The organism is Bartonella sp. AA2SXKL, from assembly GCF_042197205.1.
GTDB lineage: Bacteria > Pseudomonadota > Alphaproteobacteria > Rhizobiales > Rhizobiaceae > Bartonella.
In genome coordinates this window covers 25,343-46,650 of record NZ_JBHIRN010000011.1, presented here as the reverse complement: position 1 = coordinate 46,650, position 21,308 = coordinate 25,343, and the positions used below count along the sequence as shown (strand labels likewise).

The following is a 21,308-nucleotide window of genomic DNA, read 5'->3' as shown; positions in this document are numbered from 1 at the left end:
AGAGAGGAAAAAGCTTAATACAGCTGAATTTTTTGGCTTATGTGCTCTTTGGAAAAGTTTTTCTATGATATTTAAGTCGTTTTTTTCTAAAATTGTATCTGTGGAATGCATTTTGATACAGTGAGAGCTTGCTTAAAAAAGGACAAAAATTATGAAGTCCTTATAGAGAAATTCATTCTTTTTTAATATAGATTGGATTTTCTACGGAGGTTATTTTCTACTACTTGTTAATAAATCTGTTATTGAGTAGGGAAAAAAATTTAAAAATGTGCTTTTTTGTAAAGAAATGCAACAAAATTAAAAAAAAGTGTGTTTTTCTCTTGCACTTCTGTTGTGAAAATTTTAGGAAATGTGCATCAAGTAAATGTAAATGGCGGAGCGTAGCGCAGCCTGGTAGCGCACCTGATTTGGGATCAGGGGGTCGTAGGTTCGAATCCTATCGCTCCGACCATATTTGATTGAGTATGTGAGAATGACCCAATTGGGTACGTGTGGTGAGAAACTATCATTCAAGCGTTGTGTAATCTGAAGGAAAAAGGCATGATCGCACGTATTTATAGTCCTGCTAAGACAGCTATGCAGTCAGGTAAGGCGAATACAGGTTTTTGGATTCTAGAGTATGAGCCGGTGAAAGCGAAAATGCTTGAACCTCTTATGGGGTACACGGCAACGTCTGATATGAATAATCAGGTAAGAATCCGATTTAATAGGAAGGAAGAAGCGATTGCTTTTGCGCGTAAGAATGCTATCTCTTACCGTGTAGAAAAGAAACATACGTCGATTCGACGTGCTATTTCTTATTCTGATAATTTTCGCAGTGATCGGCAGCATTCTTGGACACATTGAATTAAAGATGCTATTTTGAATTGAGAAAATAATCAGTTGGGTCCCGTAGCTCAGCTGGATAGAGCAACGGCCTTCTAAGCCGTGGGTCACAGGTTCGAATCCTGTCGGGATCACCATGTTTAAATGATATTTATAGGCTATAAAAAGTTAGAGGGTTTTCCTTTTATTCTATTAGCTTATTTTTCTGTATAATCCTGAATCTTTTTGATGTTTTTTGGTTTATTTTGTTGCTACACGTTTTCTGTTGACTGTTTTAGTATAAAATAATGCTGTTTTATCTTTTTTCAGTAATAATTGTTTTTGATTATTGAAACTTATAGCACATTGCATTTTCGTGCCGCGTGTTGCTACTACATTACATGCTTTAGGAAACAGATTGTAAAAATTATTTTTTAAGAGCTTCTTTTCATCTTTCTGAAAATGAATATTTTATTTCTTAGATTAGATTTAAGCATTGCTGCTAATGCTGGTGAAATTGCCAAAAAACATCTATTGTGATTTTTTTTATTTTTTATGAATAATATTATTACGTTTTTTAGCATGATCTTTGGTAAGATTGATTTTGATTAGATACAAGGCATGATGGATTCGATTTAGAACAGTTTATGAAACATTGAAGAATAAAAACGATATCTGTTTATGATGAGAATTTATAGATGGCACAAGAGGTGGAAAATATCTTCTTGTCTTGGAAGCTGTGATTCATAACAAATTACTTCTTTATAGTTTTTTCGTATAAAAAGATGTTATATCTGCCGTCCAGATAAGATATTGTTTTTTTTCAGTGAGAGACACTTGCGGACAATTTGATTTAACATGATTGTCACTGTTTCTCAGGTAGGGTTGTAGGTTTCATCAATGTTTAGGTTTTCTTAGTCTTATAGGTTTAAGAATATACACTGTATATTTATATGAATGAAGATAGGTTGTATCTTAGAGTTAAATTTTTAGATTTCATATTTACATTTTCAAATGTTTTTTCTTATTTCTTTATAGCTTGTACATCATGTGAGAAGTATTTTAATATTTTGGATAACAATCACATTAAAATGTTATGCAGATGAGCTCTGAAGATCTAAACTCACACGGTTCAAGGTGATCATTATATCAATAGGAATACAGTGTGAAGAGAATGCCATTTTACAGGCTTTGTTTTAAGAGATATCTCTTAAAGCTCACTTCGCGCTGGCGCTCGTGAATGGTACAATGATAAATCCATTGAGCTCCATCATCTTTACACTTATGAAGAAATAAGCTGACATTATCATACACTTTGCCTATTTGTCAGCCTCCGATGTTGCAATAGATCTCAGCACTTGAGGCATTTATCGGCATTTTTGTGCTTTTTTATACAATTTTTACTTAATATTAATTCCTCTTATGACGTGTAAGAGAGACGGTTTTGTTTAATTCAATATAAATAGGTTTGAAATGAGAAAACATTACGATATTCGGATTTCTCATTCAACATGGCAAACAATAAAACATGATTATAAATCAAATGTATTTTTAGAATGAAAAAAATTGCTTTTATCGTGTTTTTTACTCTTTTTAATATTTTATTATAATCTGTAATTGGTAAACTCAAAATACAGCTCTAAGGTTAAGTGTTTTATATCTATCGAAGTGACTGTGGTTATATCTAACTGTTTGGACAACAAGTTGTATACCAATAGACATGAAAGAATTAAGAAAAACAGGGGATAGATCAGGAAACAAACAATATTTTTTAGAACGGAAGCCTATGCTTGTGGAAAGAATTTTAAAATCAAACTTCTAATCTGTTGCAAAATGAGGCTGTTATTACGTTTGTGATACTTTTAGATGGCTTCCCCTAAGAGGCACTATCAGAACGTAAAAAATATTAGAAACACTCCGTAAAGTATGCCCTTTGTAGAGGCATATTGCAAAATCTTATTTCCGAATCTTTATTTACGCATCCCGTACCTTGGAAGAATACGATAATTCGATAATTTATTTATACTATAAAGTTGAATGGTGGGCGTGACAGGGATTGAACCTGTGACCCCTACGATGTCAACGTAGTGCTCTCCCGCTGAGCTACACGCCCATTCATTGATGTTGCATACACCATATAGAATGCCAAACGTCAATGCCTAATTTCATTTTCTCTTTCAACAGATGCAAATAACTTTAAAAATACTTTTTAAGCAGCGATAAGGATCTTTTCAACTTCATTGACGAGTTCACGTAAGTGAAATGGCTTAGAGAGAACCTTTGCATCAGGAGGGGCATCACTATTTGAATTGAGTGCTACTGCTGCAAAACCTGTAATGAACATTACTCGTAAATCAGGGTCAATCTCAGTAGCACGTCGTGCAAGTTCGATTCCGTCCATCTCTGGCATCACAATATCAGTCAGGAGAAGGGAAAATGGCTCTTCTTGTAAACGTTCATATGCGCTAATACCATTATCGAAATCGGCGACTTCGTAGCCTGCACGTTCTAAGGCCTTTACGAGAAAGCGACGCATATCGTTATCATCTTCTGCGAGCAGGATTCGTTTCATGATTATGTTCCAATGGCTCCATTTGTCAGAGTTTTGCCGCATCAATTATACAATATAGAGTATTTAGAAAAAAGATGGTAAAATGCTCATAATTGAAATGAATGGCAAAATGGTTAATTCTTACATTCTTATTCAGAATACAGCATATTCGTTGTGAGTTGGTTAAATTCGAAATATATGTGATTTTGAAAAAAGAAGGGGGGCTCTAAAACTTCTAAGATGATTCATTGCTATCTTTTCTTTTAAATTTGCTGATTATTATCAGAATTCCATTAAAAAACTTATGAAAACCATTATTGTAGGGACTTCCTATATCGAGAAATTAAAAGAATATTATGTTAATTTATTGTTTTTAAAAAGTTCTCCTAAGAAATAGAAATTTTATAGTTATTTGTTTTTATAGAGATTTGTAATAAATATTATAAATGCGCTTTATTTCCAGTTTTTTTCCTTAAATAGATGAAAAATATTGTTTTCCTAGATATAATATTAAATTATCACTTAATAACAGATCAAAAATAGTATTTTGATGCTTTATTTATAAATATGTATCATGTTATATTAAGATAGATTTATTATTTTTATTTATATAAATAGTTTTTTATTAAGTTATTTTTTATGATATAAAATAATATTGTTTAATGTAATGATATACTTTGTATATTAGTTTTTTTATTAGAATGCGTGGTGAATATTTAGGTCATGGCTTGTCTGTAGAGGCTAGAAAACGAATCATATGAGTGGTTGGAAAGTAAAATCCATTATATTAAAAAGTGTTTGTAGATCCAATGCTCGTAGAAAATTTCTTTTTTGATAGGGCGGAGCGGAAATTAAGGTTTAGTGTTATTTTACAGATACATTATCGGGAATAAATGCATCAAATGCAGCCCAAAATTGTTTTTTATAATCTTCGTTAATCATAATTGTATCCAGTTCAGCGCCTGTAATAGTAATACTTTCTGTCAGACGTGTGTGTTGGCATAATTGCTGCACTTCAATGTTGTTTGCAATATTATTTTGATTGGCAAGAATAAAGAGTGTTGGGATTCGTAAATCTCCATGAAGTACATTTCTCTTCACAGAATCAATCGCATTAAATACTGATGCTATCCATTGGGATGTTGGGGGCTTAATGGAAGAGAGCGGCACTTTATGTATGTGTCCCAATTGTATATTTTTTTGTTTTGTTTTGTTTAATTTTTTACCATCTTTCGCTGGTATAAAGCCAAGACCTATATCAGAAAGAAATTGTGTTAATTTATGTTGAAAACCATTTGTTTTATTGCCGAATGGAGCAAAAAGGGGAGAAACACAGAGCAATCTATTAAACTGATGATTAATGAGATCTAATCCGCTAAGTGCTATCAATCCACCTATGCCGTAGGCAAGCATAGAGTAAGGTGGCGGACAATTAGGATAAACAATATTTTTAAGAAATTTATATAAGTCATTAATATCGTTATTTATATCAAAATAATGATGTCTGTTTTGTTTTCTTATCTTGAGGGATGTTTTTTCTTGATCAAACCAGTCAAATATTGCTGTATGAAAACCGCGTTTAGAAATTTCATTTATTAATAAAAAATATTTTTCTAAAGCATTTGCGTAGCTTTTGAGAATAACAATTGTTCCCTTAGATTTTTCCACCTCAGGATATGTTATAGCAAAACGAATTTCATGATCTATTGCTATTTTAAGAGTACCATGATGGACATTAAGAGGAGTGGCCCCCCAGTCTATGGGATAAAGAGGTGTTTCCAATTGAAATCCTTTACAGTGTATTTGCTGCTTAGTGCTTTGACATTTATGTAATGAAGAAAGAGGATTAAAAAAGGGGTATATTGCTTTTTAGATAGTTTTTATCAATTTAGGTCCCAAAGAGTTGAAATAAAGAAAAACGATTACTAGATAATATAGTGCGGTTGCCATGATGGGGCCGCAGGTTCACAAGTAAGTTTGCCATGTGGGAACTTTGTGAATTAGTTATAAATTATAGTCGCTCTAGAGGAGGGCAATATTATGCGTCAAGTAGATTTTTCACCATTTTATCGTTCCACAGTAGGTTTTGATCATCTTTTTAACTGGTTTGATTCTAGAACACAACCAGACGAAGTTTCTTCTTATCCCCCTTATAATATCGAGCGTTTAACTGAAGATTCTTATAGAATTTCTATGGCTGTTGCTGGTTTTTCTCAAGATGAAATTGATATTGAAACGCATTGTAACCAGCTGATCGTTAAGGGAGACAGAAAGTCTAAAAATGATGATGAAGAGCGAGAATTCCTTTATCGAGGTATTGCTTCGCGTGCTTTTGAACGGCGTTTTCATTTGGCTGATCATGTTAAGGTTATTGGGGCAGAACTTGGAGATGGGCTTCTTCATATTCAGCTTAAAAGGGAAATGCCAGCTGAATTAAAACCCAAAAAGATAACCGTACAGATGTCACCATCCATTACAAAAAATGATAACAGCGACGTTATCGTGTAAAGAAAATTTAGAAAATATGAGATCGGATAATTATAAATTTTTCTGAAAAATAAAAAACGCGAGGCAAAAGGTCTCGCGTTTCGTATGTGTTTTCCTAAGAACGAAGCGCATTTTAATAAAAAAGCTTATCTCGAATTTATGATAAAATATCATTGCACATTATTCTACGTTGAAGAAAAAGTTCATGTGTGTGCAATTGAAATGCATAATGATTCACTTTTTAAGTAAGCTTATTTATAGCATTTTAAAATGGTCGGAGCGGCGGGATTTGAACCCACGACCCCTTGACCCCCAGTCAAGTGCGCTACCAAGCTGCGCTACGCTCCGAGTTCGTGTAAAACGATTAAATGACTGTTTCTTTAAAGGCAAGAGAAAAAATAAACAGAATAAAATCTAAAATGCTCTTGCACTTAGAGCTTTTGAAAGTAAAAATTTTGGACATCAATATTTTGTTGTTAATTCAAGATAAATAACGAATTTGTAAAATTCTTTGTGATCATTAAATTTTTAGCTCTATAGTTAATAGATGTATGCATTTAATTACTTTTGAGATTGTGAGGAGGGGGGTAAGATTGGTGTAGAAGGTATGAATTGGAGCAAATGAGTGCTGAAGGTATATTTTTTTCTTACCTAATCGTTACTTTTCTAAAAAGATAAAGATTTTCAAAAGAAGAGGAGTGAATATATGGTTTTGAAAAGTTTTCGTTTTTTAGAGTTTTATAGACGAGGTATTTTCATTTTATATGGATAAAAAATTGTAAGTTCTGGATTGTATAATCACAAATCTCATTTTACGGGTATGTATTTTTATCCAAATAAACAAGATCAGAATGCTTTAATTTATGTTTTGTTGTTTTTTTTCTAAAATATCAGATAAAATATTATAGAGGAAAAACTTTCAAAGTGTCTATTGAACTAAGAAAAGAGTAAACTATGAGCCGTTTTTCGGTAATAAATTTGACGCAAGCAGCAGTGGATCGTGTTAAAGCGATTATGGATGCAAAAGATGCACAGGGTATTCTTGTTGGTATCAAAAAAGGTGGTTGTGCAGGGATGGAGTATACAATTACTCTTGTCAAAGAAAAGGGGATAGATGCGGATGTTGTTGAAGTGAATGGTGCCCGTGTTTTTGTAGCACATGATGCGGTATTATTTTTATTAGGGACGCAGATGGATTATGAAGTGACAACGCTGCGGTCTGGTTTTATCTTTAAAAATCCTAATCAAGTTTCAGCATGCGGGTGTGGAGAATCGGTGGAACTTCGTCCTGCTACGCAGGATCAATATAAAACAAATTGAGCTGAGCTAAATTATAATTTAGTAATTTTAGAGGGGCTTATTCTTTTAGGTAGAAGAAATCTACTATTTTTTATTGTTCATTTTTAGCTTGCTTCCAAAGTGCTTCCATTTCATTCAAGGATGCGTCAGTGAGTGTTTTAGATTGAGTGGATAGCTTTTCTTCAATATAGGCGAAACGATTTCGAAATTTTATATTCGTTTTTTTTAATGCTTTTTGTGAATCAATCGCTAAGTGGCGCGCGAGGTTAAGGAGTATAAAGTAGAGATCTCCAAACTCTGCTTCTATCTCTGAGTTTTGTTTATTTTTGATGGCTTCTTTGAGCTCTTCGAGTTCTTCTTCTATTTTTTCAAAAACTTTATCACTTTTTTGCCAATCAAAACCTACTTTAGCTGCTGCTTCTTGTAAAGCAAGTGCCTCTTGGTTTGCTGGCTGGATTTGTTTTACTTTTGCGAGTATGCTTGTGGAGGAATTGTTGTTTTTTTCTTCGCACATTCTTTTTTGTTCAACCTGTTCTCTTTTTTTTATATATTCCCACTCCTCTTTTATAAATCCTCGTTTTTTTTGCTCGGTATTTCCAAAAACATGAGGATGGCGTCGAATCATTTTTTCTGTGATTGCATAAACAACATCTTCAAAAGTAAAGCTGCCTTCTTCTTGTGCTATGGTAGCATGATAGACAACTTGTAAAAGAAGATCCCCAAGTTCTTCACAGAGATCCTTTCGATTCTTTCGTTCAATGGCATCGATGACTTCGTAAACTTCTTCGAGCATATAGGGTATGAGGGATTCAAAAGTTTGTTTTTTATGCCAGATACAACCATTATCAGAGTTTCGTAATGCAGTGATAATTGCAGTGAGATCTTTGATATCTTTTGAGGCTAACATTTTGCACTTCCTTTGTAAGCAATAGAGCTTATGTTAGATGTCCCAACGTCTATGTAACCACATCCATTGTCCAGGATATTCACGGACCCAAGATTCAACAATATCATTTAATTTTTGCGTAGAAGCAGCTATATCGATATCATTTTTTTCATCACGTGGAAGTTCTACATGTTCATATAACTCTAAACGATGACGTCCACTAGGCAAACGAATACAACGTGCTGGATAAATATCACAGTCATATTGTCGAGCAAGTTTTATAATTAAGGGGTTTGTTTTAAGAGGTCTGTTAAAAAATGTTCCCATGATACCGCGGCGAAATTTTTGATCAACGAGCATACCAACATTTTCACCTTCTTCTAATTTGGCTGCTAATGCCCATGCTGCTCCGGCCTTGGAGGGAACAAGGTGTCCCATAGAAGTTTGTCGTGCTTTAAGGATTCGTTTGGCAACATAGGGATTATTGGGTGGTCTAAATAATACTGTAACATTAAGATCAAAACTTTGTGCACAAATAGGCAGAAGTTCAAAATTTCCAGTATGTGCGGTGAAAAAAATATGTGGTTTTTTTTCATTTTTTAATCGCTCAAATATTTCAGTGCCTTTAACCTCAATGAAACCTAGCTCGTCTGCATGAGGATCAAAATCAAAAATTTTATCAAGAAAAATATATTCGGCTAGGAAACGTCCTATATTTTCCCACATTTCTATTGCAATCGCACGGAGTTCTTGCTCTGTTTTTTCTGGATATGCACTCCTAAGGTTTGCGAGTGTGATTTGATGACGATGTACAAGGGGACCAATTTTTTTTGCTAACCAAGCAAAAAAAGAAATTCCCATTTTGGCTGGAAAACATTTTAGAATAAATAAAGAACCAAAGAGTAGATATGCCCATAACAAGTAGGATATTTTTTTAGCTATAATTTTAATACGATATATGAGATTTTTAAGAGAAAGCTTCATCATGATTTAATCGATTTTAAGGATAATTTTACCAAAAACATCTCGGCTCTCCATTCGTTTTAGAGCTGTATCAATTTCATCCAGCCCAACAATTGTATCAATGACAGGGTGTACGGCTTTTTGTGCCATTTTTTGCATGGCATTTTTCATATTTTCCATACGGCAGCCAAATGAACCGAATATCTTAAGCTGTTGCTGGAATAATTGCATGAGATTTATTGGTGCTGAAACACCAGAGGTAGAACCGCAAATCACTAAGCGTGCTCCTTTTTTCATACATAACAGAGAACCGTTCCATGTATCGACACCAACATGCTCAAAAACAACGTCAACACCTTTTTTTTGGGTTAATTTACGCACTACACCTTCAAAACGATCTTTACGATAATTAATCACATGATCTGCCCCAAGAGAGTGCGCTTTTGCAATTTTTTCATCTGAACCTACAGTTGTGATAACTGTACAGCCCATGTGTTTTGCAAGTTGAATGGCTGCAGAACCAATACCTGAGCCACCAGCCTGTACTAGGATTGTTTCTCCTGCTTGTAGTTTTGCGTTATCGAAAAGCATATGTTCTACGGTACCAAAAGTAATTGGAGCAACTGCTGCTTGCAATTCATCACATTGGGGAGGTGATGGAACTAATAAACGTGCTGGCAAATTGACAAGCTCACACGCAAATCCATCAAGGTGAAAACCATAGACTCCCTTTACATTACTGCAAAGATTATCCCGTCCTTCATGACAAGCTTGGCATACTCCGCAGGTTTGTGCACCATAAATTGAGACAATCTGTCCAAGTTGGAGATGTTCAACGCCATCTCCTATTTGTATAACCTCACCAGAGGCTTCTGCACCAATGATGAGTGGCATTTTTCTTTTCGCAAAAGCCATGCCGCGCCATCCCCATACATCAATATGATTAAGAGCAACGGCTTTTATCCGCACAGTTACTTCACCTGTACTAGGTGAAGATGGCGGGGAAATATTGGTGATTTCAAGCCGACGATCATCGAAGAGTTGCAGTGCACGCATTATCATCCCCCTTAAATATATTATTGGTTAGCGTTATAAAATTTTATTATTACAGGATTATCCTTTATATGCAGTGATAACAAGACTCATATTTTGACCACCAAATCCAAATGAGTTTGACAAAACCGCATTGACACAGGACTTACGGCTATGATGAGGAACAACATCTAAGGGGATAGTAGGGTCAGGATTATCATAATTTATTGTTGGTGGGAGTATTCCCGATTGAATGGTTAAAAGCGAAAAAACCGCTTCTATTGCACCAGCAGCAGTTAATGTATGCCCAATCATTGATTTATTAGAAGAGACAGGAATATGCTCTAAAAGATCACCGAATACTGTTGATAATGCAAGATATTCCATTTTCTCATTTTCAGGTGTTGAAGTTCCGTGGGCATTAATATAGTCAATTTCATTGATGGTTATTTTTGCATCGTTTAAAGCTTTGCGAACGGATTCAATTGCTGGTGATGCATCGGGTTTTGAACGTGTACGGTGAAAGTCATCGGCGGTTTCTCCACAGCCAGCTAAAATTCCTAAAACTGTAGCATTACGGTTTAATGCGCTTTGAAGAGATTCAAGAACAAGAGCGCCTGAGCCTTCTGCCATAACAAAACCATCTCGATCACGGCTAAAGGGTTTTGCTGCTTTTTCTGGAGGCTCATTCTGAGTTGAAAGAGCAGATAGTAACGAAAAACGGATGAGAGATTCTGCTGAAACTGATCCATCTGTCGCAATTATGAGAGCTCGATTTGTTTCTCCCCGTCTAATAGACTCAACACCTAATTGAATTGCTGTTGCACCAGATGCACAGGCAGTGGAAAGTGTAACAGGAAGTCCTTTTGTGCCAAATGTTTTTTGAAGTTTTTCTGCAATTGCACCAAATTGTGTGGCTTCAAAAAGCGTCTCATGGAGTTTATCCTTACAGACTTTAAGAAGATGTGCATAAGAAGGCTCATTATTGAATTCCTCCTCTTGATCAAGACTAAAACGTGCTTTCCATTCAAGTTCAACAGGAGGAGCAGCTAGAAAGAGTGGTCCATTAAATTTTTTTTTATCAATAGCAGCTTGTTCTAAAGCTTCTTCAGCAGAAAGATATGCAAGCTTCTCAGAGAGAGCTGAAGCACCAAGTGTACTTTCTTTAAGAAAATCAATTGTTCCAGCAATATATGTATTTAATCCCTCAACGGGAAAACGTGTTATTTTGTGGATACCACTTACACCACTTGTTAATTTTTGCCAATTTTCATGTTTCCCTTGTCCCAGTGATGTGACAATGCCTGCACCAGTTATTGCTACAAGTGGACGCCCAAAATGATCATGATATTTCACTATAGAAATTCCCCTTCAAACAGCTGTAAGACGCACAATACCTTCAGCTCTTTTTATACCAATAGTTGTAACAAATATTTCACGTACTTCTTTAGAAAAAGGTTTTTCATGAGGACTTAACGCTGGAAAACAATGTTTTTTTTCAATTGAAAGTGCTGCAAGAGCTAGAGCTAGAGGAAATTGTGCTTCCCGCATATAACCAAATAATGTTGTAATGCCACGGTAAGATAGATCAGCATTATCAAGAGCATTTTGTTCTGCTTTTGTTGCTTCGTGAGCTCCTGAGGCTGCTGAAATGGCTAAGGCAGATTTAGCGCCCGCAGTTTTTAACATTGTTGCAATTGAATCTCTAAGTGGAATTTTGGTTCTATCTGTTTGGTCTGTAATAATTTGGCTAATTTCAGCATAAGCACGTGCATTGCGTTTTTTGGCATGTTCTCCACTTTCAATAACTAGGAAGATCCCACCAGAACCTGCTATGACACCGCCGCCTGGATAGATTCCACGATCCCACACTGGGCTCCATCCATTATGGGTTAAAAGACCACCAAGCTCATGCGCCAACAACATATCATAACTTTGTGCATTATAGGAACTTCCTACAAGAGCATGGGTGCTTTGACCTGATTTAATACGAGCTACAGCAATTTGAAGTGCAGAAAGACCACTGCCTTCTTCTCCCATAAATGTACGAGATGATCCAGTGACTTTATGAACAATTGAAATGTTTCCTGCCAAAAGGTTTGAAAGTTGTGCCAAAAATAATGTTGGACGAAGTTCAGTTGAAAGAGCAACATTTAACATAGAAGTATGATCGGCAACTGCGCGAGCTTTAGAAAGAATCTGTGTATCAACAGTAATATCACGTTCTCCCCCACTTGCCGCTACGATCATATCCATTGTTGAAGTGAGTTGTTCATTATTTTTCATGCCGGCATCATCAAGAGCAAGACCAGCCGCATAGGTACCAAGACGCTGCCATGTTCCCATTTGCCGTTGATCACTTTTTTTAGGAATTTGTAAACTCCAATCAATTTCGGGCAATTTATGAACCGTGTAAGGTGAAAAAGTTGTATAATCTAGGTTTGGTGTACGGATTGGATCATTTAAGAGATTCCAATGTTGATCAGTTCCTGCCCCCAGAGAGCTTATGAGACCTATACCAGTGATGAATACAGATTGATCATGCATGGCGAAAAAACTACTCTGCTTGTTTCAAGGCAACGAGATCATCAATTTTTGCACAAAGGTTTTTAAGAACAAAGTATTCTTCTGTTGCAACGGTACCTTCGTTGACTTCTTGTGTCCATTGTTCTAGAGGGACTTTTATTCCGAAAGCTTTATCAATAGCGAAAACAATATCAAGAAAATCAAGACTGTCGATTCCTAAATCGTCAATTGTATGACTCTCAGGTGTAATTGTATTGCGATCAATTTCACTGATTTCTGCAATGATATCAGCAACTTTATCAAACGTGGAAGGCAATGTACGGATTCCTTATTATAGAGTTAGTAAATTCAAAATACATTTAATATTGTTCTTCTAGCCTTTTTTCTCTTTAAAAAAAAGACTTAATCCAGAATATAGCTGTCTTTATCTATAGAGAAAAGAGGTTTACAGTACATGAAATACTATATCTCAATATTTAAAAAACTTTGAAATTTTATTGCGCATTTATTTTACAAGACTATTTTTTCTATTGGCAGCAAGGACAGCAAGGGCTGTTATATTAACAACTCCCCGAGAAGTTACTGAAGGCGTTAAGATATGGGCGGGACGTGCTGCCCCGATTAGAATAGGACCAACATGGAGTGCATTTGTGAGGCTTTTAACAGTGTTGAGCGTGATATTGGCTGAATCAAGTGTTGGAAAGACAAGCAAATTAGCTTCACTTTTAAGACGAGAATTAGGAAAAACACGATCACGAAAAACTTTGGAAAGGGCAGCATCAGCATGCATTTCACCATCTGCTTCTAAATCAGGGTGTAATTTGGCAAGAATTTCTGTTGCACGTCGCATTTTACGCGCACTTTCTGTGTTTTTAGAACCAAAGTTTGAGTGTGATAATAAGGCTGCTTTTGGTGTTATTCCAAATGCTTCAACTTCTTGAGCTGCCAACACAGTCATTTCAGCGATTTCTTCTGCAGAAGGATTTTCATTGACGTAAGTATCTGTGAGGAAAAGAGTACGTTGTTGAGAGATAAGCAAACTCATAGCAGAAAAACGGTGAACATGAGGATCAAGACCGATAATTTGTTCAATCAATTCAAGTTGACGTTCAAAGCGTCCTTCTAAGCCGCAAATCATTGCATCTGCTTCTTCACGCATAACGGCAAGGGCAGCAATAGCCGTTGTTGATGTTCTCACTACTGTTTTTGCCATTTCAGGCGTAACACCACGCCTTCCTGTATAATGAAAAAATAAATTAACATAATCACGAAAACGTGGATCATCTTCAGGGTTTGTTAATTCAAAATCTATACCAGGACGAATTCTTAAACCAAAGCGTTTCAATCTTGCTTCTACGACATGTGGACGGCCGATAAGGAGGGGCGTTGCTGTTTGTTCTTCAATGACAACTTGTGCTGCACGAAGGACGCGTTCATCTTCACCATTGGCATAGATGACGCGTTTACGTTTTGCTGTTTTTGCTGCAGCAAAAACAGGTTTCATTGTTAAACCAGAAAGAAAGACAAATCGATTGAGGATATCATAGTAGGCCTCCATATCTTCAATGGGACGAATGGCGACACCAGTTGTCATTGCTGCTTTAGCAACAGCGGGGGCAATACGCAGTATTAAACGCGGATCAAAAGGAGAGGGGATTAGATAGTCTGGTCCAAAATTGGGTGGTTCTTTTGAGTATGCACGTGCTACAACATCTGAAGTTTCTTCACGTGCAAGGGCAGCAATCGCATGAACAGCGGCCATTTTCATTTCTTCATTAATTGCACTAGCACCTACGTCTAATGCACCACGGAAGATATAGGGAAAACAAAGGACATTATTAACTTGATTGGGATAATCAGAGCGTCCTGTGCAGATCATTGCATCTGGTCGTATAGAGCGTGCTTCTTCAGGCATAATTTCTGGTACTGGATTAGCCAGTGCTAAAATGAGTGGATTTTGAGCCATTCTTTTAAGATATTCAGGCTTTAAAACACCACCTGCAGATAGGCCTAGAAAAATATCCGCATCATCAATAATATCAGATAAAGTTCGTGCGTCCGTTTTTTGTGCGTAATTGATTTTCCAACGATCCATAAGGGTCTTGCGACCTTCATAAACAACTCCCTCTAAGTCACTAAGCCAAATATTTTCAACTTTTGCCCCAAGACGAACCAAAAGATTAAGGCAAGCGAGGGCAGCAGCACCTGCACCTGAGGTAACTATTTTTGCATTTTCAATTTTTTTTCCTGAAAGATTTAAGGCATTTAATACAGCCGCAGAAACAATAATGGCAGTTCCATGTTGGTCATCATGAAAAACTGGAATTTTCATTTTAGCACGAAGCTTTTCTTCGATGTCAAAACATTCAGGAGCCTTAATGTCTTCAAGATTAATACCACCAAATGTAGGTTCTAAAGTCGATACCGTTTGTACCATTTGTTCTATATCGGATGCATCAATTTCAATATCAAAGACATCAATATTCGCAAATTTTTTGAATAAAACGGCTTTACCTTCCATAACTGGCTTTGAAGCAAGAGGACCAATATTTCCTAAACCAAGAACAGCAGTTCCATTGGATATAACAGCGACTAAATTAGAACGGGAGGTATATTGAGCAGCAAGATTAGGATCTTCATGAATTGCAAGACATGGTGCAGCAACACCTGGAGAATAAGCAAGAGCTAAATCACGTTGATTATCAAGAGGTTTTGTTGCTTGTATTTCCAATTTTCCAGGTTTAGGGTACTGGTGATAAAAAAGTGCGGCACTGTCAAGTTCAGCTTTTGGTGAACTGAAATCACTATTTCGTTCTCTAGACATTTTTATGATATCCAAGTTAGCGTATGTGTATATGAGATGTTCCATCTACGATAAGGTTTTGTCCACTAATAGATCCTCATTTCTCTGAATATCAAAATGCATGAGTATGAGAAAACTCTTCTGGATCGTAAAACCAGTTTGATGATTCTTTTTGTTTGTGTGCATGAATAATTTCATTGATAGAAGCACGATTAGTTTTTTCTTTCCTTAATAAAACGCGTAAAAATTGATTAGTCTACAAACGAATAAAATATTACTAATAATTACATTACCAAGCCATTATTTTTTTTGCAATGCTTACAACTTAAGGAAAGAAAAGAAGAGTGTTTTCTATTAACTTCATCTTCTTTATTTAAATTTCTATAGGGAGGTAGAAGAAATTTTAAATAACAATTTGCAATTTATAAATTATTTTTGCAGCTATTTAAAAGGAAATTGGAACTTTAAAAATGGGAGTTGTTTTGTTTATTATTCAATTGAACTCTTAATAATGCAAACTTTATAATTTATAATGAATCATCTCGTATGTTGAATGAGAAATTTGAATACAATAAGATTCTTTTAGCTCAAACTCATCTAATATAATAAAAAATATTTACTTACATAATTCAAACGAGAGTAATATGTGGATAAAAAACATTAAAAAAAAATAAATAGAAGTGTTTCTATGAGCTATTTTAATACAAAAGCATGAATTTTTTTCACAATTAATAAAAATAATTATTACCGATTTTGTACCTTTATGAAACTATGAAAAATAAAGGAGTTAAGAAAAAGATAAGGAAATAGAAAACATGCTTTATCATTCTTAGAATGATACGTTGTTTGATAAGCCATTACGCTTCTTTAGGGTTATTGCTTAGGATATCAAAGAAAACCGCATGCCAATTATCCCAACCTTTGAAGTACAAAGCTACAGTTGAAAAAAAAGCATTCTATGATGAGCCATTAAAACAACTGGAGAGAGAAAGTGGAAAAAATATCTTTTTCCACTTTCTTATTTGTTATTGGATTCGACCACTTGCATGAGCAAGCATAGTATAAACTTTTCCGGTATCTGATATCAAGTACTTGCGAACTGAGTTGGAAGAGCCAGAACTGCGCGATATATCACGTAAGAGCTTTTCGAAATCTGTAACATATTGATTCACTGAACGTTTAAACCCAAAATCGCTCATATATTTTTTCTTAATCATTTCAAATATTTTTTGTCCATTTAAGGTATAAAGGCGTTCTGTTACGATGTTTTTTTGTCCACGTTGATAATGATCCCATAGCTCAACAATGGCATTGTGATTAATAGCTTGCACTATACCAGAAGCTAATGAATTAAGAGAGCAGTTTGCAGGAGATGGTTTTGTTTGCACTGATGTTAAAACATCATCACTAGGGGGAGCATCATAAAATGTTTCTTCACGTGAAGCTCTTTCTAAGAGATTTGATACCCATTTATTTGGTCTTTTTTTGCTTTGATCTTGTTGCAAAATAGGCTTAGGTGGCACAATCTTTTTAACAGACTCAGTGGAACTGTCACTTTTTTGATTAAACATTGATGATGTAGGAAATGCTGACATTAGCTGTTTTTGCGCGCTCTTTTGATCATTTTGTATAACACTGACTAAATCTTGTAACGCTGTAATCTGTTCATTCAAAGCTGTGCGAATTGTTTGCGTTGTTTCTTTTGTTTTTTCTGGAAGTTTTTTTACATTTTCATTGATATCATTATTAATCTTTGAAAGCTCTAAACGAACTTCATCAGCGGAGCGACGTATATCTTCTGCTGCTTCTGAAAAACGCGTTGATGCTTCACTAACAAGCTTATTAAGTGATTGTTGGAATGAATTTGTGGAGTTACGCGCATTCTTATCAGAGCGTTCAAGTGCTAAGTTGAAGATTTTTTCATAATGCCCAATCATTTGATTAATTTCATGAGACTTTGAAACAAGAGCATCGCTTAATACAGAAAGCGTATTATGTTTTTCTTCAAGTGTTGCACTAAGTGAATTTTCAGACTGTTCAAGAACATGAATAGTTTGGGAAAGTGTCTTTGCATGTTCACCAAAACTGCTCGTTATATGATTAATTTGTTCAAAGGTACTCTTTGAAAGTCCTTGCAGAATTTCAACATTAGTATTGAGCGCTTGATTTGAAGCTGACAAACGCTCTGCTACTTGGTCCGTGTTGCGGAAAAAATTATTCGTACTCTCATTAAACTGCCCATCAATATTTTGAACAGCCGATAATAAAACATTACTATTTTCGTGAAAATTGTAAATTGATTGATTCAACTGTGTTAAGATGGATGAGACATTATTAACAAGCTCTTCCTTCATAATCGTTATTGTTTGAAGTGTTTCAGAGTTAGCTTTGGTTAAGCTATTCACTAAAGATTCATTATGTGCATAAATTCTTTGTTCAGCATCTTGTGTGGAAAGAGAGAGTTGTTCACCGATATGCTGTGTTAAAGAATCAATTGATTCTGTCGTATTTTGCGCTGCTTGATTTAAGTGATTTGTAAGCTCTGTTATTTTTCCAACATGTTGTGAAATTTGTGTTGTTGTTTGATTTCCAGCATCTTCCAGACGGCTCGTTACATCAGAGAGCTGATATCCTAAATTATTTTTAAGATTTTGCATAGAGTGATGAAGAACATCACAGCGTTCATTAAGAACTTGTTCTATTGCTGTTGTTGATGTGTGAATAGTTTCATTCAATAATGCTTGTGCATTATGGCTGGCTGTTGCGAAAGCTTCGACAGTATGCGCTGTTTGTTCAGACAGAACTGACAGAACTTTTTCACTGGTATCATAAACAGTTTTTTTGACATTTGATACAATGCGATTGCCTGATTCTGAGAGAATATTTTCTGCTTGTGCAGTAACATTTGTAACAGATGAAAGAATTTGTTCACTCGTAGAAGAAAGAATATCAGAAGCTTTTATAATCTTATTATGCAGGTTATCTGTCACTGTATTAACAGAGTCTTCTAAGGTTACACGCATATTGTCAACACTGCTTTCCAGCGCTTGTTGAATTATCTGACTTTGCTCATTACTAATCATGAGAGACGTTTTTAATGTGTCAGAACGTTCCTCAATAACAGATGTTTGCATATCAATGGCTTCACAGATTTGGCTAAATTTTTCAGATAATGTTTCCTCTAGCGTTGTTGTCCGTTCAAAAATTTTGTGTGCACGATCTTCTAGATCTGTATCGAATGATTCCATACGTGTTTCAAGGGTTTCAAAGAAAACACCACTCGATTGAGAGAGAGTATTCTTTAAAATTTCGGCATGGCTTTCAAGGTTTTTGATATGATCTTGAACCGTTTCAGTAATGTTTTTATTATTGGCGACAATTGCACTCTCAACTAAATCTATTTGTTGTTTCAATGCAACATCGACACGTATATCACTTTTTGCAATGAGATTATGGATTGTTTCCATGCGTTGTTCAAGTGTGCGTGCTTGATCGGCAAGAACTTCATTGAGAGAAAAACTATTAATCGCTAAAGAATCGCGCAGAGCATCGGCACGGATATCAATATTTCTCGCTTGTGCTTCTAAAGCATCTTGGGTTGTATTACAACTTTGTACAATGACATCTTGTAACTTTTCAGTGCATTGAATGATGTTTGTAATATGATTTTCAGCTTGTTTATCAACGACTTGAACATTATCAGCCAAAACTTTTTCAATATGAGAAGTATTTTGGGACAAAACATCAATTTGATTTCTTAATGTATCCGCAATTTTATTTTTCTCGTTATCGAGCATGTCTGCCATAAGAGCTCGTTGATCAGAAAGTTGTACTTTAAAATCTTGTGAACGTTCTTGTATGATATCAACAATGGCATTGTCGACATATTGAATTTCTTCTCTCAGACTTTCCTTACTTTTATCAATTGCAGAAAGAATAGCTTCACGTCCATTTGTAAATGCATGGGTAATGTCTGCTGTTTTTTCTTGGAGGTTCTCATTTATTTTCAAGACATGAGCTTCCAAGAAGTTACCAAGTTTTTCAGCATTATCCTCTAAAGCCTGACTGCGTTCTATAAAGGAATCAATGATGGAATCACTATGTTCTTTAAGAGAAAGATCAACAGTTGCTAAACGTTGTTCAAAGGCTCCAATTGCTTGCGAGGTTACGTTATCAAATTTAGAAGAGAGTTTATGTGCTTGGTCGTCGAGCTTTAAGATCTTCTCATCAAAATTCTGTAGAGATTGATTATTACGATCAATAAGAGCTTTATCCAAGGCTTTAAACTTTTCATCAACAGCGTGCAAAGTTTGATCTGTTACTGCTTGTATATGTGTTGCAATTTTAGCAACATGTACTTCTGCTTTTTCAGCTGTTTCATTAAAAGTTTTTTCTATTTGTTTTTCATTATGATCAAATCGTTTTGCAAAGCCATCGAAGTTTTTTCCTAATTCATGAAAAAATTCCGTGTTTTTCTGCTGAATTTGTGTTGTTGTTTTGTTAAATTTTTCAACAAGCTGATTTGTTACGCCATCACCAGCATAGGAAAGTTTTTCAACGAGGTCTTCGCCTTGTTTTTGTAAAGTTTGAGAAAGGGTTTGTGCAAGCTTTTCAACATTGGTTACAATGTTAGAGGTAACCAAACCAAATTCATCACTCAGTTGTTCTTGGGTTCCTTTAATTGTTGATTGTACGCGATCTGCATGATTCAAAATGGCTATGCGTTCGTTACTCAATTCTTTGATTAATGTGTGAATGCGTGATTCATTCTCAGCATAGGCTTGTTCTAGATTGTGAACTTCACCTTGTATGATTGCTTCAAGTTCAACAGCACGTCCGAGAGTACGTTCAATACCTTCGTTCATTGCCGCTACTTCTTCACGAATGGTTCGCCCTATAGCAATAGCTTGTTTTTCAGATAGATGTTGTGGTTCACTAAGGCGCTGTGCAGCATTGGTCATAAGAAGCGCAATATTATGCAAGTCGTTTGAACGTTTTGTTAATTGAGCAACGCCCCAAGATATAAGGATAGGAATTGCTGTTCCGGCTGCTACAGCAAGTCCTGTTGGGGAGGTAACAAAAGTGCTGATATTGGATAAGGAGCTGAGTCCGGTAGGTGCGAGCTTATGCGCAATAAAAGCTCCTCCCGTTGCCCATAAAGCACTAAGCGCTGTTGTATACCAGTAGACTCGAGAGGAAGAACGCTGCTTGAATGGTCCAAAATTTACAGGGGTTGTTATATCATCATTTGCGGGAAGAAGTTTTGTAGGCAATAATGTATTATGAACAGTTCCACCTGAAATATCAGGTGAAGGTTTTGGAGCAAAAAGCTGTTCAACAACGGATTTATCAATAACAGCTTCATCATGAATATTAGAAACAAAAGTTGACGTACCGTTTTCAGCAAAAAATTCTTCTTCTGCCATTGCAATTTTTTGAATCAGATCATCGACATTAACAACATTTTCAGAATTATTGGATGATATCGTTTCAAATCCTGTGTCATCGAAATCAAAGTTCATAGCTTTTGTGAGGGCTTCTTCAACTTCAACTTCAAATGTTTGCAATTTTGTTCTGCGTGCCATACTCGCCTCGTACTCTTACAGCCGGAAAAGGGATACGTCCTCTTCCACATAATTTCTACATACTAGCTGTTAATTATTTAGAAAGGAATATGCTTAGGGAAAAATTTTAAAAACTTATCAAGATAAAGTTAACGCGGTTTCTTGTACCCTGTTTAAAAATGTTATAAAATATAGTAAAAACAATTTATTATTTAAATCTAACTAAAACAAAAATACTGTTTACAACTTGTGTTTATAGAAAGCTTTATAAGCCGGTAGTCTTTGAAATAAGGACAATTTAATAGCGGTTATATATACAGTAAGGTGCGAATGCCTTTCTTTAATATCGATAATCGTTAATAAATGTTGTTGTCCGCTTACTTTTATTGATTC

Annotated in this window: 13 protein-coding genes and 4 tRNA genes; 5 read left to right on the top strand and 12 right to left on the bottom strand. The window is 35.4% G+C overall.

The window, feature by feature from the left end; all coding sequences use genetic code 11:
* The first annotated feature begins 374 nt into the window (after positions 1-374).
* From ACFINS_RS07485 to ACFINS_RS07475, 3 genes are all read left to right on the top strand, one after another.
* A tRNA-Pro gene (locus tag ACFINS_RS07485) sits at positions 375-451 on the top strand.
* Positions 452-540: 89 nt separating this feature from the next.
* Positions 541-846 (top strand): ETC complex I subunit, encoded by a 306-nt coding sequence (locus tag ACFINS_RS07480; RefSeq protein WP_375613078.1) that lies wholly within the window; start codon positions 541-543, stop codon positions 844-846.
* A gap of 39 nt (positions 847-885) precedes the next feature.
* Positions 886-962, top strand: a tRNA-Arg gene (locus tag ACFINS_RS07475).
* A 1,880-nt stretch (positions 963-2,842) separates the two neighbouring features.
* Here ACFINS_RS07475 and ACFINS_RS07470 read toward each other — a convergent pair.
* From ACFINS_RS07470 to ACFINS_RS07460, 3 genes are all read right to left on the bottom strand, one after another.
* Positions 2,843-2,917, bottom strand: a tRNA-Val gene (locus tag ACFINS_RS07470).
* A 96-nt stretch (positions 2,918-3,013) separates the two neighbouring features.
* Positions 3,014-3,376: a cell cycle two-component system response regulator CpdR gene (gene cpdR / locus ACFINS_RS07465; RefSeq protein ID WP_005773448.1), complete on the bottom strand. Its 363-nt coding sequence runs from the start codon at positions 3,374-3,376 to the stop codon at positions 3,014-3,016.
* Positions 3,377-4,219: 843 nt separating this feature from the next.
* Positions 4,220-5,137, bottom strand: a complete 918-nt coding sequence (locus ACFINS_RS07460) for an alpha/beta hydrolase (protein WP_375706044.1) — start codon at positions 5,135-5,137, stop codon at positions 4,220-4,222.
* 258 nt (positions 5,138-5,395) lie between these two features.
* Here ACFINS_RS07460 and ACFINS_RS07455 point away from each other — a divergent pair, with 258 nt between their 5' ends.
* Positions 5,396-5,863 (top strand): Hsp20 family protein, encoded by a 468-nt coding sequence (locus ACFINS_RS07455; RefSeq protein ID WP_375613075.1) that lies wholly within the window; start codon positions 5,396-5,398, stop codon positions 5,861-5,863.
* A gap of 250 nt (positions 5,864-6,113) precedes the next feature.
* On the opposite strand, the gene ACFINS_RS07450 is transcribed toward ACFINS_RS07455, so the two are convergent.
* A tRNA-Pro gene (locus tag ACFINS_RS07450) sits at positions 6,114-6,190 on the bottom strand.
* A gap of 606 nt (positions 6,191-6,796) precedes the next feature.
* Here ACFINS_RS07450 and ACFINS_RS07445 point away from each other — a divergent pair.
* A complete protein-coding gene (locus ACFINS_RS07445) occupies positions 6,797-7,162 on the top strand; it encodes an iron-sulfur cluster assembly accessory protein (RefSeq protein ID WP_273791397.1) in 366 nt (121 codons plus the stop codon).
* Positions 7,163-7,232: 70 nt separating this feature from the next.
* Here the strand turns inward: ACFINS_RS07445 and mazG are convergent, their stop codons facing one another.
* The 8 genes from mazG to ACFINS_RS07405 form a co-directional block, all read right to left on the bottom strand.
* Entirely contained in the window at positions 7,233-8,048 is an 816-nt protein-coding gene (mazG, locus tag ACFINS_RS07440) for a nucleoside triphosphate pyrophosphohydrolase (protein ID WP_375611559.1), read from the bottom strand.
* A gap of 33 nt (positions 8,049-8,081) precedes the next feature.
* On the bottom strand, positions 8,082-9,011 hold the full coding sequence (locus tag ACFINS_RS07435) for a lipid A biosynthesis lauroyl acyltransferase (protein WP_375706051.1): 930 nt from the start codon (positions 9,009-9,011) through the stop codon (positions 8,082-8,084).
* Positions 9,012-9,017: 6 nt separating this feature from the next.
* Entirely contained in the window at positions 9,018-10,046 is a 1,029-nt protein-coding gene (locus tag ACFINS_RS07430; protein ID WP_375611560.1) for a zinc-binding dehydrogenase, read from the bottom strand.
* 57 nt (positions 10,047-10,103) lie between these two features.
* The gene (locus tag ACFINS_RS07425) at positions 10,104-11,378 is read right to left on the bottom strand and encodes a beta-ketoacyl-ACP synthase (RefSeq protein WP_375611561.1); all 1,275 of its coding nucleotides are present in this window, start codon (positions 11,376-11,378) and stop codon (positions 10,104-10,106) included.
* Between the two features lie 15 nt (positions 11,379-11,393).
* The gene (locus tag ACFINS_RS07420; RefSeq protein ID WP_375651261.1) at positions 11,394-12,569 is read right to left on the bottom strand and encodes a beta-ketoacyl-ACP synthase; all 1,176 of its coding nucleotides are present in this window, start codon (positions 12,567-12,569) and stop codon (positions 11,394-11,396) included.
* Between the two features lie 10 nt (positions 12,570-12,579).
* Positions 12,580-12,864, bottom strand: coding sequence for an acyl carrier protein (locus tag ACFINS_RS07415; RefSeq protein ID WP_005773457.1), 285 nt, complete (start codon positions 12,862-12,864; stop codon positions 12,580-12,582).
* Between the two features lie 189 nt (positions 12,865-13,053).
* Entirely contained in the window at positions 13,054-15,372 is a 2,319-nt protein-coding gene (locus ACFINS_RS07410) for an NADP-dependent malic enzyme (protein WP_375611563.1), read from the bottom strand.
* A gap of 1,004 nt (positions 15,373-16,376) precedes the next feature.
* A complete protein-coding gene (locus ACFINS_RS07405; RefSeq protein WP_375706043.1) occupies positions 16,377-20,936 on the bottom strand; it encodes a hypothetical protein in 4,560 nt (1,519 codons plus the stop codon).
* Between the last annotated feature and the right edge of the window lie 372 nt (positions 20,937-21,308).